17 protein-coding genes are annotated in these 17,512 nt (G+C 72.9%); 12 read left to right on the top strand and 5 right to left on the bottom strand.

Annotated elements, in window-relative coordinates:
* The first annotated feature begins 107 nt into the window (after positions 1-107).
* Positions 108-614, top strand: coding sequence for a MarR family winged helix-turn-helix transcriptional regulator (locus BX285_RS14980; protein ID WP_121175392.1), 507 nt, complete (start codon positions 108-110; stop codon positions 612-614).
* 44 nt (positions 615-658) lie between these two features.
* Entirely contained in the window at positions 659-1,282 is a 624-nt protein-coding gene (locus BX285_RS14975; protein WP_121175391.1) for a GNAT family N-acetyltransferase, read from the top strand.
* 39 nt (positions 1,283-1,321) lie between these two features.
* On the opposite strand, the gene BX285_RS14970 is transcribed toward BX285_RS14975, so the two are convergent.
* Together BX285_RS14970 and BX285_RS14965 are read right to left on the bottom strand one after the other, a co-directional pair.
* Complete coding sequence (locus BX285_RS14970; protein ID WP_121175390.1) at positions 1,322-1,894, bottom strand: methylated-DNA--[protein]-cysteine S-methyltransferase; 573 nt, start codon at positions 1,892-1,894, stop codon at positions 1,322-1,324.
* A complete protein-coding gene (locus BX285_RS14965; RefSeq protein WP_121175389.1) occupies positions 1,891-3,459 on the bottom strand; it encodes a DNA-3-methyladenine glycosylase 2 family protein in 1,569 nt (522 codons plus the stop codon). Before BX285_RS14965 ends, BX285_RS14970 begins: the two co-directional genes overlap by 4 nt.
* 81 nt (positions 3,460-3,540) lie before the next feature.
* Between BX285_RS14965 and BX285_RS14960 the strand changes: the two genes are divergently transcribed.
* Positions 3,541-4,020, top strand: coding sequence for an ASCH domain-containing protein (locus BX285_RS14960; protein WP_121175388.1), 480 nt, complete (start codon positions 3,541-3,543; stop codon positions 4,018-4,020).
* 86 nt (positions 4,021-4,106) lie between these two features.
* Here BX285_RS14960 and rsgA read toward each other — a convergent pair whose 3' ends face one another.
* Complete coding sequence (gene rsgA / locus BX285_RS14955; protein WP_121175387.1) at positions 4,107-5,240, bottom strand: ribosome small subunit-dependent GTPase A; 1,134 nt, start codon at positions 5,238-5,240, stop codon at positions 4,107-4,109.
* Between the two features lie 280 nt (positions 5,241-5,520).
* Positions 5,521-6,540, bottom strand: a complete 1,020-nt coding sequence (locus BX285_RS14950; RefSeq protein ID WP_147465164.1) for a cytochrome c oxidase assembly protein — start codon at positions 6,538-6,540, stop codon at positions 5,521-5,523.
* A gap of 306 nt (positions 6,541-6,846) precedes the next feature.
* On the opposite strand from BX285_RS14950, the gene BX285_RS14945 reads away from it, so the two are divergent.
* Positions 6,847-8,571, top strand: a complete 1,725-nt coding sequence (locus BX285_RS14945; protein ID WP_310794210.1) for an FtsW/RodA/SpoVE family cell cycle protein — start codon at positions 6,847-6,849, stop codon at positions 8,569-8,571.
* A gap of 94 nt (positions 8,572-8,665) precedes the next feature.
* Here the strand turns inward: BX285_RS14945 and BX285_RS14935 are convergent, their stop codons facing one another.
* Entirely contained in the window at positions 8,666-10,048 is a 1,383-nt protein-coding gene (locus tag BX285_RS14935; protein WP_259470533.1) for a YihY/virulence factor BrkB family protein, read from the bottom strand.
* Between the two features lie 269 nt (positions 10,049-10,317).
* Between BX285_RS14935 and BX285_RS39215 the strand changes: the two genes are divergently transcribed.
* The 8 genes from BX285_RS39215 (at position 10,318) to BX285_RS14895 (ending at position 17,491) form a co-directional block, all read left to right on the top strand.
* Positions 10,318-10,401, top strand: coding sequence for a putative leader peptide (locus tag BX285_RS39215; RefSeq protein WP_310593185.1), 84 nt, complete (start codon positions 10,318-10,320; stop codon positions 10,399-10,401).
* Between the two features lie 199 nt (positions 10,402-10,600).
* The gene (locus BX285_RS14930; RefSeq protein ID WP_097238428.1) at positions 10,601-12,325 is read left to right on the top strand and encodes a nitrite/sulfite reductase; all 1,725 of its coding nucleotides are present in this window, start codon (positions 10,601-10,603) and stop codon (positions 12,323-12,325) included.
* Complete coding sequence (locus tag BX285_RS14925) at positions 12,322-12,504, top strand: hypothetical protein (protein WP_097238427.1); 183 nt, start codon at positions 12,322-12,324, stop codon at positions 12,502-12,504. Before BX285_RS14930 ends, BX285_RS14925 begins: the two co-directional genes overlap by 4 nt.
* Positions 12,485-13,186, top strand: coding sequence for a phosphoadenylyl-sulfate reductase (locus BX285_RS14920; RefSeq protein WP_097238426.1), 702 nt, complete (start codon positions 12,485-12,487; stop codon positions 13,184-13,186). Before BX285_RS14925 ends, BX285_RS14920 begins: the two co-directional genes overlap by 20 nt.
* Before the next feature lie 53 nt (positions 13,187-13,239).
* The gene (cysC, locus tag BX285_RS14915; RefSeq protein ID WP_097240320.1) at positions 13,240-13,821 is read left to right on the top strand and encodes an adenylyl-sulfate kinase; all 582 of its coding nucleotides are present in this window, start codon (positions 13,240-13,242) and stop codon (positions 13,819-13,821) included.
* Positions 13,818-14,756: a sulfate adenylyltransferase subunit CysD gene (cysD, locus tag BX285_RS14910; protein WP_121175384.1), complete on the top strand. Its 939-nt coding sequence runs from the start codon at positions 13,818-13,820 to the stop codon at positions 14,754-14,756. The genes cysC and cysD overlap by 4 nt, the downstream gene beginning before the upstream one ends.
* Positions 14,756-16,084: a sulfate adenylyltransferase subunit 1 gene (locus tag BX285_RS14905; RefSeq protein ID WP_097238424.1), complete on the top strand. Its 1,329-nt coding sequence runs from the start codon at positions 14,756-14,758 to the stop codon at positions 16,082-16,084. Before cysD ends, BX285_RS14905 begins: the two co-directional genes overlap by 1 nt.
* 246 nt (positions 16,085-16,330) lie before the next feature.
* Positions 16,331-17,491, top strand: coding sequence for an aliphatic sulfonate ABC transporter substrate-binding protein (locus BX285_RS14895; RefSeq protein ID WP_121175382.1), 1,161 nt, complete (start codon positions 16,331-16,333; stop codon positions 17,489-17,491).
* Positions 17,492-17,512: the final 21 nt, after the last annotated feature.

The raw sequence follows: 17,512 nt of genomic DNA, 5'->3' as shown, positions 1-17,512 counted from the left end.
GAGTTGATCGTTCTGCGATACGTAGCGTCTCGCAGGGCGTCCGCACCCCGCCCGGGGGGCGGACCGCGCCCCCGGAACGGCCCGTACCAGGCGATACGCTGTCCGCCATGCCGTCGTCACCACACGTTCCCGACTCCGCCACCGAAAGCCCCGATCCGGCGGTCGAGCACGCCCGGCGGCTGACCGACACCGTCACCCGGCTGCGCCGCGCACTGCGCAGCAGCATCCGTACCGACTACCCGTGGGAGTCCCTGCCGATGGCGCAGGTCGAACTCCTCCAGACCCTCGCCTCCGCCCCGCTGCGCGTCGGCGAGCTCGCCGCCCGGCAGCGGCTCGCCCCCAACACCGTCAGTGGGCTGGTCGGCAAGCTGCTCGACGCCGGCTTCGTGGACCGCCAGGCCGACCCCGGCGACCGCCGCACCGCCCGGATCGCCCTCACCCCGGCCGGCCGGCGCCAGCTGGACGACTGGCAGCGCGCCCACGAACGCCGCATCGCCACTGCCTTCGACACCCTCGACCCCGCCGACCGCGAGGCCGTCGTCCAGGCACTGCCCGCGCTCGACCGGCTCGCCCGCGCCCTCGCCCCGCCGGGAGCCGGCGCCGACCAGGGCTGAAAACCGCTGGTCAACGGCACCGGCCCAGCACTACCGTCCCCGCTGTGACCACACTACGGGCGGGCCTCTCGGCACAGGTACGGATCGAACCCTGGACGGACGGCGACCTCACGCTGCTGCGCCGGGTCAACACTTCGGAGATGAAGAAGCACGTCGGCGGCCCGGAAACCGAGGAGCAGCTGCTCGTCCGGCACCGGCGCTACCTGGACTTCGTCCCGTCCGGGCTCGGCTGCATGTACCGGATCGTGCTGCTGCCGGAGCACGGTCCTGCTTCCGGCGGTCCTGCTTCCGGCGGGGCGGCTACGGGCAGGGTGGCTACGGGCGGGACGGCTACGGGCGAGCCGGTCGGGGGCGAGGCAGTCGGGACGGTCGGCTACGGCACCCGGACCTGGGAGGGCGAGAGCGTCCACGAGATGGGGTGGAACGTGCTTCCCGGTTTCCAGGGCCGGGGCATCGCCGTCGCCGCCACCCGCGCCGCGGTCGCGGCCGCCCGCCGCGAGGCCGCGCACCGGTACCTGCACGCCTTCCCCTCGGTGGACAACCCCGCCTCCAACGCGGTCTGCGCGAAGGCCGGGTTCACCCTGCTCGGCGAGACGGACTTCGAGTTCCCGCCCGGGCGGTTCATGCGCAGCCACAACTGGCGGGTGGACCTGCACGGTTCGGAATGAACCCGGGGAACCCCCGGCGGGAGCCGGAGAGCAGGCGGATCAGAACAGGGTCGTCCGGTTCTCCAGCTCCAGCAGCCAGCGCTTGCGGTCCACGCCCGCCGCGAAGCCGGTGAGCGAACCGTTGGCGCCGAGCACCCGGTGGCAGGGGCGCACGATCAGCAGCGGGTTGGCGCCCACCGCGCCGCCGACCGCCCGGACCATGCGCGGCTCCTGCCCGGCCAGCTCGGCGAGTTCGCTGTAGGTGACGGTCGTGCCGTACGGGATCTCGTCCAGTGCGGCCCAGATCCGACGGCGGAACTCGGTGCCCACCGGCGCCAGCGGAAGGTCGAACTCGGTGCGCTCACCGGCGAAGTAGGCGGTCAGCTGGGCGACCGGCTCGGCGAGCGCCTCCGGGTCGAGGACCCAGTCGTCGGCGGGCTCGGCCAGCGCGTACTTCTGGCCGGGCGCGGTGACGGTGGCCAGCGCGGCCGGCCCGCCGCCCGCCGGCAGGACGCCGCTGAGCAGCAGCCGGCCGAAGGGGCTCTCCATGGTCGTGTAGACGGTGGTGGTGCCGGCGGCCGTGGCGTCGGCCGTCGTGGCGCTGACGGTCTCGGTGTTGGCGGTGGTGCTCATGCTCGTGCGTTCTCCGTTCCGGTACTGATGATCACGGGCCCGGCCCACAGCCGGTGGACGGCGTAGGAGCGCCACGGCGCCCAGGCCTCGGCCGCGCGGGCGGCGGACTTCGGGTCGCCGGGGGCGCCGAGCCGGACCAGGCCGTGCTTGACGCCGACGTCGCTCGGCAGGAAGACGTCCGGGTCGGCGAGGGCCCGCATCCGCAGGTAGCCGACCGTCCAGGGACCGATGCCGGGCAGTTCCAGCAGCCGGGCCGCGGCCTCCTCCCGGTCGGCCCCGCTGTCGAGGCGGACCGTGCCCTCCGCCAGCGCCGCGCACAGGCCGGTGAGCGCCCGGCGGCGGGCGGCGGGCATCGCGAAGTCCTCCGGGTCGGCGGTGACGAGCGCCGCCGCGGTCGGGAAGAGCAGCCGCAGGCCGCCGCTGGGCTCGGGCAGCGCGGCGCCGTACTTCTCGGCCAGCCGACCCGCCAGGGTACGGGCGGCCCCGACGGTGACCTGCTGGCCGAGGACGGCGCGGACCGCGAGTTCGTGCGGGTCCACGTGGCCGGGCGAGCGCAGGCCCGGGCGCTCACGGACCAGCTGGCCGAGCACCGGGTCGGCGCCGAGCTGTTCGTCGACGGCGAGCGGGTCGGCGTCCAGGTCGAAGAGGATGCGCAGGCGCTGGACGGCGGTCGGCAGGTCGCGCAGGTCGGCGAGGAAGAGGCGGCAGTCCAGCCAGCCGCGGGTGCGCGGCTCGGCCGGCGCCAGGCCGTCGACCTCGGCGATGCCGTGGCCGTACGGGAGCGCGAGGGTGCGCCGGTAGGTGCGGACGCCCGGGCGGGCGCCGGGAACGACCTCCTCCACACCGGGGACGGCACGCAGTGCGAGGAAGTCGATCAGGTGGTCGCTGTCCAGCGGGCCGCGGTAGGCGAGGCGCAGGGTGAGGCCGCCGGCCGGGGTCGCGGTGCGTCGGCCGGCGGCCACCTCGGCCCGCAGGCCGCTCGGCGTGCGGTCGTACACCTCGCGCACGGTGTCGTTGAACTGGCGGACCGAGGCGAAGCCGGCCGCGAACGCGACGTCGGTGACGGACAGCTCGGTGGTCTGCAGGAGCAGCCGGGCGGTCTGGGCGCGGCGGGCGCGGGCCAGCGCGATCGGGCCGGCGCCGAGCTCGGCGGTGAGCTGGCGCTGCAGCTGGCGGGCGCTGTAGCCGAGGCGGCCGGCCAGGCCCGCGACGCCCTCCCGGTCCACCACGCCGTCGCCGATCAGGCGCATCGCGCGGCCGACCAGGTCGGCGCGGTGGTTCCACTCGGGCGAGCCCGGCACGGAGTCGGGGCGGCAGCGGCGGCAGGCGCGGAAGCCCGCGCCCTGGGCGGCCGCAGCGCTCGGGTAGAAGACGCAGTTGACGCGCTTGGGGGTCACGGCCGGGCAGCTCGGCCGGCAGTAGATGCCGGTGGAGGTGACGGCCGTGAAGAAGACGCCGTCGAAACGGGCGTCGCGGCTGTCCACGGCTCGGTACCGGATGTCGTCGTCGATCACGCTGTCCAGTCTGCGGGATCGGGTGCGGGGGGACTGGCGGGAATCGGACATCGCCGTTGTACCGGCACCGGCACCCGCCGTCCGGCGGGAAATTCCCCGGCCGACCGGCCTGCCCGCGGCTACGCTCGCCCCATGACCGAGCAACCCGGCGAGCGGCCCGCCGACCACTCCTACACCGGCCCGGACGACCCGCAGGTCGTCGCGCTGCCCCCGGCGGAGTTCGCCTTCCCCGGCCCGCTGCGCGATCAGCTGGTCGCGGCCATCCTCAGCGGGGCCAAGACCAGCACCACCGGACTGGTCGCCGACTACGAGCACGAGGGCGAGTCCCTGCCCCGGGCCGGCGAGCGGGCCGCCGTCCTCGACTCGGACGGCCGCCGGGTCGCGGTGATCGAGACCACGGACGTCCGGGTGGTCCCGCTCGCCGAGGTCGACCTGCAGCACGCCCTGGACGAGGGCGAGGGGGACGACAGCGTGGCCGAGTGGCGTGCGACGCACGAACGGTTCTGGCGCAGCCCGGAGTTGCTCGCCGCCCTCGATGATCCGGATTTCACCGTGGACGACTCCACTCCGCTGGTCCTGCAGCGCTTCCGTCTGATGGCCGACCTCCGCTGAGCCCGGCGTACCCCGTGTGCCCGGTGTGCCCGGCGGGGGCCGGCCGGCGGCCGCTCGGTGGCGGCCGGCCCCCGCCGATGGGGTGGTCAGCGCTTCACCGGACCTCCCGCGGCACGCATCGACTTGGTGATCGCCTTCCACTTCTGCAGCCGGGCCTTGGCCACCCGGGCGTCCGTGCGCGAGGCGATCCAGTCGTTCTCGCGCTGGAGCTTGAGGTAGCTGTCCATGCGCCGCTGCGGCAGGGTGCCGTCGGCCAGCGCCGCCTGCACCGCGCAGCCGGGCTCGGTGTGGTGGCCGCAGTCGTGGAAGCGGCACTCCTCGGCCAGATCGGCTATGTCGGCGAAGGCGAGGTCCACCCCCTCGCCACCGTAGAGGCCGACCTCACGCAGACCGGGGGTGTCGATCAGCACGCCCCCGCCGGGCAGCGGGATCAGCTCGCGGGTGGTCGTGGTGTGGCGGCCCTTCTGGTCGACCGCACGGGCCTCCTGGACGGTCATCACCTCGGCACCGGCCAGCGCGTTGGTGAGCGTGGACTTGCCGACGCCGGACTGGCCGATCACCGCGGTGGTGCCGGGGGTGCAGGCGCGCAGTACGTCGATGCCCTCACCGGTCTCGGCGCTCACGGTGAGCACCGTGACGCCGGGGGCGACGGCCTCGACGTCGGCCCGGATGAAGTCGGCGTCGTCCACCAGGTCGGCCTTGGTGAGGACGACCAGGGGCTCGGCGCCGGACTCCCAGGCCAGGGCGAGGAAGCGCTCGATCCGACCGAGGTCGGGGTCGGCCGCCAGGGAGGCGGCGATCAGCACGGTGTCGACGTTGGCGGCCAACACCTGGCCGTCGGAGCGCTTGCCGGCCACCTTGCGGATGATCGCGGTGGAGCGCGGCAGCAACGCGGTGACGGCGGCCATCGGCTGGGCGTGGAGGTCCACGGCCGCCCAGTCGCCCGTGCACGGGCAGTTGATCATGTCGGCGTCGCCCACCGGCCGGGTGTCGAACCGCACGGTGCGCGGCTCGCCCGTCTCCGGGTCGGCGATCACGGCGTCGCACTGGCCGCGGTCGACCCGGACGATCCGGGCCGGGAGCAGCCCGGCCTCGCCGTACGGGGCGAACAGCTCCGCGAGCTCGGCCGTCCAGCCGTACCCGGCCAGCGTGGAGCCGGCAGCGGAGTCATCAGAAGAAAGGGAAGAGGAGAAGAACGGAACGGAGGCAGCGTTGGACAACGCAGTGGCCCTTCGGGAGGAGTGCGTCCCGGCGGGCTACGGCTGGCGCGAAGGGCTCAGCCGGCGGCCGGGAAAGGGAGGTGAACGCGAGTGCTGCCCTGGGCAGCTATCGGGGCGACAACGACCACGGGGTTCACCTCCTGCTCTCTACTCCTCGGGCGGCCCAATGGCCCCCGAACCGGACGTGTCACACGCTAGCGGAGCAACTCGGCGCCGCCAACCCATTTTTGACCTGCGGAAACGCACCCCACAGCCGGTCCACGGCCGTCCTGCGGCCCGCCTACCCCCCGTAGCGGTGCTTGAGGTTCGGGTCGTCCAGCCACCACGGCCGCATCCCCGTCTCCTCCTCCTCGGCGCGCCCCTCGGCCCGCGCCTCCGCGGCCGCCGCCTCGAAGCGGGCGTCCAGCTCGGCGTCCACGGCCTCGGTCTCCTCCCGCCCCTGCACCACCATCCGCCGCACCAGCGCGGCCAGGAACGGCAGTCCGACCAGGTCCCCCAGCACCCAGAAGGCGTTGCCGCCCCAGGTCTGGTCCTGCGCCGGGCTCGGGCCCCACGGCCGTCCGAGCGCCACGTAGTAGTGCTCGGCGACCAGGTGACCACCGTAGATCAGCACGATCCCGAGCCCCGCGTCGAAGATCACTTCGGCGAAGGTGATGAACAGCCCGACGAGGTGCGGGTACTCGTGCCCGACCGGGTCGAGCTGCAGCCGCGGCCAGAAGTAGGCGAGGCCGAGCAGCACCAGCACCAGGTGCAGCAGCACGTTCCCGAACGCGCTGGACACCGACTCCTCGTACCAGGGCGTGAAGTAGAGCAGCCACGGCGGCGCCATCAGCAGCGCGGTCGAGACGGCCGGGAACATCAGCACCTTGGACGGGCGGCTGCGCAGCGCCCGCAGGATCCGCTCCCGCCGGGCGGGCGGCGCGGCGGCGGCCAGCAGCGAGACGGGCGCGCCGAGCGCGAGCAGCAGCGGGACGACCATGAGCAGCAGCACGACCTGTACGGCGCGGTCGGTGAAGAGGATCCGCTCGTACACGCCGAGGCCGGAGCAGGTGCACCAGATCCACAGCAGCAGCCCGCCGAGGAAGGCGGTGGTGCGGGTGGGCTGCCAGCGTTCGCCGCCGCAGCGGTGGACGGTGCGCACCGCGGTGAGGTACCAGGCGGCGAGCAGGACGGAGAGGGTGAGCACCAGCGGTTCGGCCGTCCAGGAGGTGGCCAGGTCGGACCAGCGCCACGGCGGCGGCCCGCTGTACGCGAGCGCGGAGACCGCGCCGTCCACCGCGCCGTTCATCCGTCCGCTCACCTCGCCCGCACCTCGCCCGCACCTCGCTCGTCCTCGCCGACGCCCGCCGACTTCCGCCGGCCGTCGCCGGCCGTCGCCCGGCTCTCTCGCCGAGCCATGATGTCGCCGCGTCGCCGGCCCGCCGCAGCCGGGGCCCGCCTCTATACCCGGACCTGAACAAAGCTTTACCCAGCCCCAACAAAGCTTTGCCCAGGCAAAGTTCCGGTCTCGGAGCCCCCGCGTTCGCAACCGCGGTGAGGCCACGAACGTCTGGCAGGATGCCCGACGGCGATACCCGCCACGTGGGTGACAAGGGGACGACAAGAGGTGCGAAGCACTGCACGCGGCGAGGGCCGCCGGCTGGCCACGCGCCACCGCAACATCGAGCTGGGCCTGCTGGCGCTCGCGGTGGCCGTCTGTCTGGCCGGACACATCGACGCCGACCTGGCGCTGACCGGCAAGATGCCGCCCGGGCTGCTGGTGCACGGCCTGGCCCTGGGCGCCCTGGCCGGGGCCGCGCACCTGGCGGTGCGCCGGTTCGCGCCGTACGCGGACCCGCTGATCCTGCCGCTGGGCGTGTTCCTGACCGGCTTCGGACTGATGCTGCTGGACCGGCTGGACATCAGCTACAAGGCCGCGCACGCCGCCAAGGGCGACTACCAGAAGCTCCCGGCCGCGCCCTCCCAGCTGATGTGGGTGTTCATCTCGGTGACGGCGGCGATCGCGCTGATCGTCTTCGTCAAGCACCACCGCTTCTTCCAGCGCTACGTCTACCTGCTGATGGCGGGCGCGCTGATCCTGCTGGCCGCACCGGTGGCCTCCCCGGGCGACAGCTTCGGCGCCAAGCGCTGGATCAAGCTGGGCGGGCTCTCCTTCGAGCCGGACGAGTTCGTGAAGGTCGCGATCACGATCTTCTTCGCGGGCTACCTGATGGCCTCCCGGGACGCGCTCGCGCTGGCCGGCCGGAAGGTCTGGGGGATGACCCTGCCGCGCGGCCGGCACGCCGGGCCGGTCCTGGCGATCTGGGTGGTCAGCCTGCTGGTGCTGATCTTCGAGCGCGACCTGGGCACCTCGCTGATCTTCTTCGGCGTCTTCATCGTGATGCTGTACGTGGCGACCGAGCGCACCAGCTGGGTGGTGCTCGGCCTGCTGATGGCGGTCGGCGGCGCGGCCGTGGTCGGCACCGTGGAGCCGCACGTGCACGGGCGCGTCGAGGCCTGGCTGCACCCGCTCGACTACTACAAGCCGGTGCACGACAAGGCGATCTCCGAGCAGCCCGCCGAGGCGCTGTTCAGCCTCGGCACCGGGGGCATGACCGGGACCGGCCTGGGCTCGGGCCGGCCCTGGCTGATCGGCTTCGCCGGGCGCAGCGACTTCATCTTCACCACGATCGGCGAGGAGCTGGGCCTGGCCGGAGTGACGGCCGTACTGCTGGTCTACGTGCTGCTGATCCAGCGCGGCCTGCGCACCGCGATCGGCCTGACCGACCCGTTCGGCAAGCTGCTCGCCACCGGGCTGGCATCGGCCCTGGCGCTGCAGGTCTTCGTGGTCGTGGGCGGGGTGAGCGGGCTGGTCCCGCTGACCGGCAAGGCGCTGCCGTTCCTGGCGGCCGGCGGTTCGTCGCTGCTGGCGAACTGGCTGATGGTCGCGCTGCTGATCAAGCTGAGCGACTCCTCCGGGCGCACCGCCCTGGAGCCGGCCCTGCCCTCCCCCGAGCCGCTTCCGGCCCGGGCCCGCCCCTCGGCGACGGCAGCGACGACGAGCGAGACGGCCGACCCGACGCCCGCGAGCCCGACGACCCCCGCGAGCCCGACGACCCCCGCGAGCCCGACGACCCCCGCGAGCCCGACGACCCCCACCGCCCCGACCCCCGCCGGCGCGCAGCCCCTCCACGAGCAGCCCCTCCACGAGCAGCCCGCCGACGAGCAGCCCGCCGCACCGTCGGCAGCGGACCCGTCGGCCCCCACCGAGCTGCGCCCCTCGTACGGCCGCACCCCCGCCGCACCGCAGTACGGCTACCCGTCGGCTCCCCCGAACCCCTCGGCCACCTGATCACCCGACCACCCGACAGGGCCTCTCCCGCGCCCGCGGAAGAGGCCCTGTCCGGTGTCGTCCCGCCCGTCCCCGCCGCTCGCCCTACCGCTGCCTACCGCTGCTCCCACGGCGGCCGGGGCGGCCGCGGCGGGTATCCCGGCGCCTCCTGCCCGGGAGGCCCGGAGAGCCCCGGCGGCACGGGCGACGGCCCCGACGGCCCTGCGGGCCCCGACGGCGGCCCGCCCGCAGGCCCCGACGGCGGCCCGGTCGGCCGGTCGCTGTCCGGCGGCGGCGGGGTGGGCCGGTGGTGCGGCCCGCCCCGCGCGGTGAGACGGCCGCGCACGTTCTCGGCGGCCAGCACGTCGGCCCAGCGCTCCGGATACTCGGAGGGCACGTCGACGTCCTCGCCCTCCTCCTCGCCCCACTCCTCCTCGACGCCCTCGGCGAGCCCGAGTGCACGGGCACGCCGGGCCCGCTCGATGGCCCGCCGGGCGGCGACCTCGCGGACCACGGCGGCGGCCGCCTCCTCGTGCGCCCGCTCGTTCTCGGCGCGGGCGTCGGCGGTCTCCAGGGTGGGCCAGCGGCGGTCTATCGCGGCGTTCATGGCGGCGCCGATGAGCACCGCGAGCGCCACCACGAAGATCCACAGCAGGACGGCCACCGGCGCCGCCAGCGAGCCGTACACCGAGGGGCCCTCGACCGAGCTGACCAGGTAGACCCGCAGGCCGACGCTGCAGAAGACCAGCACCACCAGGGCGACCAGGGCGCCGGGGATGTCCTCGCGCCACGGGGTCGAGACCGGGACGGTCAGGTGGTAGAGGGTGGTCAGCGAGACGGTCAGCAGCACGATCGCGACCGGCCAGTAGAGGGCGCCGACCAGCCCGGACACCCCCGGCACCGCGTTCTCCAGCAGCCCCGGCCCGAGCATCAGCAGCGGCAGCACCAGCGAGCCGATCACCAGGGCGCCGAAGTAGAGGCCGAGCGACATCAGCCGGGTCTTGACGATGCCCCGCTTGCCGTCGAGCCCGTACATGACGGTGATGGTGTCGATGAAGATGTAGAGGGCCCTGGAGCCGGACCACAGGGACAGCAGGAAGCCGATCGAGACGAGGTCGGGCCGGGTGCGGTCGAACACCCCGTCCAGCAGCGGGACCACGACCTCCTTGACGGAGGAGTCCGACAGCACCGTCCCGGAGGCCGAGAGGATGCTCTTCTTGAGCCCGGCGATGGTGCCCTGGCCGACGAACTCGTCCAGGTAGCCGAGGGTGCCGGCCAGCCCGAGCAGCAGCGGCGGGATCGACAGCAGGGTGAAGAATGCCGCCTCGGCGGCGAGCCCGGTGACCCGGTACTCGACGCAGGTGTTGGTGGTGTCCTTGATCAGCTCCCACGCCGTGCGGGTCCAGGTGGCCCGTTTGGCCGCGCGCCGGGAGCCCTTGCCCCGGCGCCGGGAGGGCCGCTCGGGGGTCGGTCTGCTCGTATCGCCTGCTGCTTGCACAGGGCTAACGGTATCGGGCCGGGGCCCGCCGGTTGATCTCCCCCGGGCACGGGCGCTCGCTCTCCCCCGGACGCGGCCGGTCGGCCTCCCCCGCACCCGCCGGCCGATCCCCCGGGTGTGTGCAACTGATCTCCGCGGGCGCCGACGCGTGACCGGACACCCCGTCGGCGAGCGGCGGGAACCTCCGGCCGTCCCACATGACGAAACTTCAGCGTCCAGCATTCGGACGTTAGTGGACCGCGAGTCCCGCCCCGTGCGAATCTCTTGCCATGCCTAGCGCCGGAACCACCCTGGTAGGTCGACTCCACGTCGATCTCCTTCGCGTGTCCAGCGCCATCTGTCCGGTGACCTGAGCCCCACCCCGCCGCACCACCGCACCCGGCGCCCTCCCTTCCCGCCATCCCGGTCGAAGCGGATGCGCAGGCGCCCGCCCGGCCTCGGTCACTGCCCTCCCGGTCCTGAGAAAACCCGCAGGTCAGAGCAGCACCGCACGGCTGAGCACGCACCGCGACCCACCCGGCACCAGCGCCACCTGCCCCGAAGGACTTCACCATGGCCACCTCCCCCGAGACCGCCGAACCCACGGCCGACCGCGCCGCCGCGAGCCGCCCCGCCGCGGCCCGCAAGGTGACCCGTCACCGCGGCGAGGGCCAGTGGGGCATGGGCCACTTCACGCCTCTGAACGCCAACGAGCAGTTCAAGAAGGACGACGACGGTCTCAATGTGCGGACACGTATTGAGACGATCTATGCGCACCGCGGCTTCGACTCGATCGACCCCGCCGACCTGCGCGGCCGGATGCGCTGGTGGGGCCTCTACACCCAGCGCAAGGAGGGCATCGACGGCGGCAAGACCGCGATCCTGGAGCCGCACGAGCTGGACGCCGAGTACTTCATGCTCCGGGTCCGCATCGACGGCGGCCGACTGACCATCGCCCAGCTGCGGGCGATCGCCGAGGTCTCCGAGCAGTACGCGCGCGGCACCGCCGACCTGACCGACCGGCAGAACATCCAGTACCACTGGATCCGGATCGAGGACGTCCCCGCGATCTGGCAGAAGCTGGAGGCCGTCGGCCTGTCCACCACCGAGGCCTGCGGCGACACCCCCCGCGTCATCCTCGGCTCCCCGGTGGCCGGCATCGCCGAGGACGAGATCATCGACGGCACCCCCGCCATCGAGGAGATCCAGCGCCGCTTCATCGGCAACAAGGACTTCTCCAACCTGCCGCGCAAGTTCAAGTCCGCGGTCTCCGGCTCCCCGCAGCTGGACGTCGCGCACGAGATCAACGACATCGCCTTCGTCGGCGTGGTCCACCCCGAGCACGGGCCCGGCTTCGACCTGTGGGTCGGCGGCGGCTTGTCCACCAACCCCAAGCTGGGCGTGCGGCTGGGCGCCTGGGTGCCGCTGGAGGAGGTCGCCGACGTCTACGGCGGCGTCATCGGCATCTTCCGCGACTACGGCTACCGCCGCCTGCGCAACCGCGCCCGACTGAAGTTCCTGGTCGCCGACTGGGGCGTGGAGAAGTTCCGTCAGGTCCTGCAGGACGAGTACCTCAAGTACGAGCTGATCGACGGCCCCGCCCCCGCCGAGCCCACCGCCCGCTGGCGCGACCACGTCGGCGTCCACAAGCAGAAGGACGGCCGGTTCTACATCGGCTTCGCCCCGCGCGTCGGCCGGGTCGACGGCAAGCTGCTCGGCCGCATCGCCGACCTCGCCGCCGCCCACGGCAGCGACCGGGTGCGCACCACCGCCGAGCAGAAGATGCTGATCCTCGACATCGCCGAGGAGCACGTCGACTCGGTGGTGGCCGGCCTGGAGGAGCTGGACCTGCGGGTCACCCCCTCGCCGTTCCGTCGCGGCACCATGGCCTGCACCGGCATCGAGTACTGCAAGCTCGCCATCGTCGAGACCAAGGAGCGCGGCCGCACGCTCATCGACGAACTGGAGCAGCGCCTGCCGGAGTTCGCCGAGCCGCTGACCATCAACATCAACGGCTGCCCGAACGCCTGCGCCCGCATCCAGGTCGCCGACATCGGCCTCAAGGGCCAGCTGGTCACCGACGAGAACGGCGAGCAGGTCGAGGGCTACCAGGTGCACCTCGGCGGCGCGCTCGGCCTGGAGGCCGGGTTCGGCCGCAAGGTCCGCGGCCTCAAGGTCACCAGCGCCGGCCTGCCCGACTACGTGGAGCGCCTGCTGACCCGCTACCAGGCCGACCGCACCGAGGGCGAGCGCTTCGCCCAGTGGACTGCCCGGGCGACCGAGGAGCAGCTGTCGTGAGCGAGCGCGCTGCCCCGTTCTTCTGCCCGTACTGCGGGGACGAGGACCTGCGCCCCTCCGAGGCCGGACACGGCGCCTGGGAGTGCCACGGGTGCCGCCGCGCCTTCCAGCTGAAGTTCCTCGGCCTGCTGTCACCGACCAACCACGGGGGTACGAGCCTTGAGCAGCACCGCGACTGACCATGAGGCGGCCGCCGTCCGGGCCGGCCGCGAGCTGGAGGAGGCGACCGCGCAGGAGATCCTGGCCTGGGCGGCCGAGACCTTCGGCAAGCGGTTCTGCGTCACCTCCTCGATGGAGGACGCGGTGGTCGCCCACCTCGCCTCCTCGGTGTTCCCCGGCGTGGACGTGGTGTTCCTGGACACCGGCTACCACTTCCCGGAGACCATCGGCACCCGCGACGCGGTGGCCGCGACCATGCCGGTCAACGTCATCACGCTCACCCCGCTGAAGACCGTCGCCGAGCAGGACGCCGAGTACGGACCGCAGCTGCACGACCGCGACCCGGACCTGTGCTGCTCGCTGCGCAAGGTCGAGCCGCTGAACCGCGGCCTCGGCGGCTACGACGCCTGGGCCACCGGGCTGCGCCGCGACGAGTCGCCGACCCGGGCGAACACCCCGGTGGTGTCCTGGGACCCGAAGCGCCGCAAGGTCAAGATCGCCCCGATCGCCCGGTGGACGCAGGAGGACGTGGACGCCTACGTCGCCGCCAACGGCGTGCTGCTCAACCCGCTGCTGTGGGAGGGCTACACCTCGATCGGCTGCTCGCCGCTGTCCTGCACCCGCAAGCCCGCCGAGGGCGAGGACGCGCGGGCCGGACGCTGGTCCGGCTCCGGCAAGACCGAGTGCGGCATCCACCTCTGACGCACCGTCAACAACCGCCAAGCGTAAGGAAGAACACCGTGACAGCTCACACCCTGGTCGCCGACGGAGCCGCAGAGGCGGCCCCCGCGGCCGCCCCCTGCGAGCGCGGCGCCACCGTGTGGCTGACCGGGCTGCCGAGCGCGGGCAAGACCACGCTGGCCTTCGCGCTGGCCGAGCGGCTGCGCGCCGAGGGCCACCGGGTCGAGGTCCTGGACGGCGACGAGATCCGCGAGTTCCTCTCCAAGGGCCTCGGCTTCTCCCGCGAGGACCGGCACACCAACGTCACCCGGATCGGGTTCGTCGCCGAGAAGCTCGCCGCCAACGGCGTCAAGGTGCTCGCCCCGGTGATCGCCCCGTTCGCCGACTCCCGCACCGCCGTGCGCGAGCGGCACGCCGCGGCCGGCACCGAGTTCCTGGAGATCCACGTCGCGACCCCGGTCGAGCTGTGCGCCGAACGCGACGTCAAGGGCCTGTACGCCAAGCAGGCCGCCGGCGAGATCTCCGGCCTGACCGGCGTGGACGACCCGTACGAGGCGCCGGAGAACCCGGAGCTGCGGGTCCAGACGCAGGGCCGCGAGGTGGCCGACTCCGCCGCCGAGCTGCACGCCTTCCTGACCGAGAGGGGCCTCGCGTGACGACCGCGACCCAGAGCCTGTTGCAGGCCGACGACAACCCCTTCGCGCTGTCCCACCTGGACGCGCTGGAGGCCGAGTCGGTGCACATCTTCCGCGAGGTCGCGGGGGAGTTCGAGCGTCCGGTGATCCTCTTCTCCGGCGGCAAGGACTCCATCGTCATGCTGCACCTGGCGCTCAAGGCCTTCGCGCCCGCCGCCATCCCCTTCTCCCTCCTGCACGTCGACACCGGGCACAACTTCCCCGAGGTCATCGCCTACCGCGACCGCGTCGCCGCCGAGCACAACCTGCGCCTGCACGTCGCCCACGTCCAGGACTTCATCGACGACGGCCGGCTGCGCGAGCGCCCGGACGGCACCCGCAACCCGCTGCAGACCGTGCCGCTGCTGGACGCCATCGAGAAGGGCCGCTTCGACGCCGTGTTCGGCGGCGGCCGCCGCGACGAGGAGAAGGCCCGCGCCAAGGAACGCGTCTTCTCGCTGCGCGACGAGTTCGGCGCCTGGGACCCGCGCCGCCAGCGCCCCGAGCTGTGGTCGCTCTACAACGGCCGGCACGCGGTCGGCGAGCACGTGCGCGTCTTCCCGCTGTCCAACTGGACCGAGCTGGACGTCTGGCAGTACATCGAGCGCGAGGGCATCGAACTCCCGGAGATCTACTACGCCCACGAGCGCGAGGTCTTCTCCCGCAGCGGCATGTGGCTGACCGCCAGCGAGTGGGGCGGCCCCAAGGACACCGAGCCCGTCGAGCGGCGCCTCATCCGCTACCGCACCGTCGGCGACATGTCCTGCACCGGCGCCGTCGACTCCGACGCCACCACCATCCAGGCCGTGATCGCCGAGATCGCCGCCAGCCGCCTCACCGAGCGCGGCGCCACCCGTGCCGACGACAAGCTGTCCGAGGCCGCGATGGAAGACCGCAAGCGCGAGGGGTACTTCTAATGAGCACGACCATCGAGACCACCGCCACCTCCCTGCTGCGCTTCGCCACCGCCGGCTCCGTGGACGACGGCAAGTCCACCCTGGTCGGCCGGCTGCTGCACGACTCCAAGTCGGTGCTCGCCGACCAGTTGGAGGCCGTCGAGCACGCCTCCCGCAAGCGCGGCCAGGAGGCGCCCGACCTCGCGCTGCTCACCGACGGCCTGCGCGCCGAGCGCGAGCAGGGCATCACCATCGACGTCGCCTACCGCTACTTCGCCACCCCCCGGCGGCGGTTCATCCTCGCCGACACCCCCGGGCACGTGCAGTACACCCGCAACATGGTGACCGGCGCCTCCACCGCCGAGCTGGCCGTCGTGCTGGTCGACGCCCGCAACGGCGTGGTCGAGCAGACCCGCCGGCACGCCGCCGTCGCCGCGCTGCTGCGGGTGCCGCACGTGGTGCTGGCCGTCAACAAGATGGACCTGGTCGGCTACGCGGAGCCCGTCTTCGCCGCCATCGCCGCCGAGTTCACCGCCTACGCCGCCTCGCTCGGCGTCAAGGACGTCCTCGCCGTGCCGATCTCGGCGCTCGCCGGGGACAACGTGGTCGAGCCCTCCGCGCACATGGACTGGTACGGCGGCCCGACCCTGCTGGAGCACCTGGAGACGGTGCCGGTCGGCAGTGACCCGAGCGCCGAGCCGGCCCGCTTCCCGGTCCAGTACGTGATCCGCCCGCAGACCGAGGAGCACCCCGACTACCGCGGCTACGCGGGCCAGTTGGCCTCCGGCGTGCTGCGTGTCGGCGACCCGGTCACCGTTCTGCCCTCCGGGCTCACCAGCACCGTCGCCGGCATCGACGCGCTCGGCCGGGAGACCGACCTCGCCTGGGCCCCGCAGTCGGTCACCGTCCGGCTCGCCGACGACCTCGACATCTCCCGCGGCGACCTGCTCGCCGCGGGCGCAACTCCCGCGCCCACCAAGGACATCGAGGCCACCGTCAGCCACCTCAACGAGCGGCCGCTGCGCGCCGGGGACAAGGTGCTGCTCAAGCACACCACCCGCACGGTGCGCGCCCTCGTCAAGGAGATCTCCTACCGGATCGACATCGACACGCTGGAACGGCGCCCCGCCCCCGAGGGGTTGAACGTCAACGACATCGGCCACGTGAAGCTGCGCACCGCCGAGCCGCTGGCCCTCGACGGCTACTCCGCCAACCGCCGCACCGGTTCGTTCCTGCTGATCGACCCGGCCGACGGCACCACCCTCACCGCCGGCATGGCGGGCGAGGCCTTCGAGACCGTACGCACCACCGACGCACCCGACGCATCCGAAGAGGAGGACTGGGTCTGATGCCCAGCGAGGCGTTCTCGGGCATGGACAAGGAAGGCGGCCGCATCGGCAGCGGCGTCCTCGGCAGCGGCCAGGGCGGCCTGACCCGATGTGCGGGCCGACAGGGCTGAGAACGCCCTGTCACCGGGCTGTCTTCCCCCACAGCCGCCCGGCTTGCCCCGGCACTCCGCTGCCGCGCGCACCACTTCCAGAACCGTCCACCCGAGACCGCTTCCTGACGGTCCGTCCGCGAACAGGATTCCCACCATGGCACCGAACCCGGCTCCCTCGCATACCCGTGTCCGCCCCAACGCCGGCCGGATCAGACGCACCGCCGCGGTGGCCGCCGCCGGCCTGACCGCCGTCGCCCTGCTGTCGGCCTGCAGCTACGGCTCCAAGGCGGACAAGTCCTCCGACACCAAGGCCAACGCCTCGGCCGGCGCGGCGGATTCCGGTGCGAAGCTGTCCGCGGACACCGTGAAGGTCGGCTACTTCGCCAACCTGACCCACGGCACCCCGCTGGTCGGCCTCCAGGAGGGCATCTTCCAGAAGGAGTTGGGCGCCACCCAGGTCAAGACCCAGGTCTTCAACGCGGGCCCGGCGGAGATCGAGGCGCTCAACGCCGGCTCGATCGACATCGGCTGGATCGGCCCCTCCCCGGCGATCAACGGCTTCACCAAGTCCGAGGGCCAGTCACTGAAGATCATCGGCGGTTCGGCCTCCGGCGGCGTCAAGCTGGTCGTCAACCCGGACAAGGTCTCCTCCCTGGACGACCTCAAGGGCAAGAAGATCGCCACCCCGCAGCTGGGCAACACCCAGGACGTGGCGCTGCTCAACTACCTCGCGGGCAAGGGCTTCAAGGTCGACGCGGCCTCCGGCGCGGGCGACGTCTCGGTGGTGCGCACCGACAACAAGGTCACCCCCGACGCCTACAAGTCCGGCTCCATCGACGGCGCCTGGGTGCCCGAGCCCACCGCCTCCAAGCTGGTCACGCTCGGCGCGAAGGTCCTGCTCAACGAGAAGGACGTCTGGCCGGACAAGAAGTTCGTCATCACCAACATCATCGTCTCGCAGAAGTTCCTCAAGGAGCACCCGGACGTGGTGGAGGCCGTGCTGCGCGGCTCGGTGAAGACCAACGCCTTCATCAAGGCCAACTCCGACAAGGCCAAGGCCGACGCCAACGAGGCGATCAAGAAGGAGGCCGGCAACGCGCTGGAGCCGGCCGTCCTCGACCCGGCCTGGGCCGACATCGAGTTCCTGGACGACCCGCTGGCGAACACCCTGCAGGCCGAGGCCGACCACGCCGTCACCGCCGGGCTCCTCAAGAAGCCCAACCTGAACGGCATCTACGACCTCACCCTGCTGAACAAGGTCCTCGCCGCCCAGGGCCAGGCCGCCGTGCCGGACGCCGGGCTCGGCGCCAAGTAGCGCCCCCGGACGGGTCGTTCG

The organism is Streptomyces sp. 1114.5, from assembly GCF_003635085.1.
Classification (GTDB): domain Bacteria; phylum Actinomycetota; class Actinomycetes; order Streptomycetales; family Streptomycetaceae; genus Kitasatospora.
The sequence above is the reverse complement of the archived record's forward strand: the minus strand, read 5'-3'. Positions and strand labels throughout refer to the sequence as shown.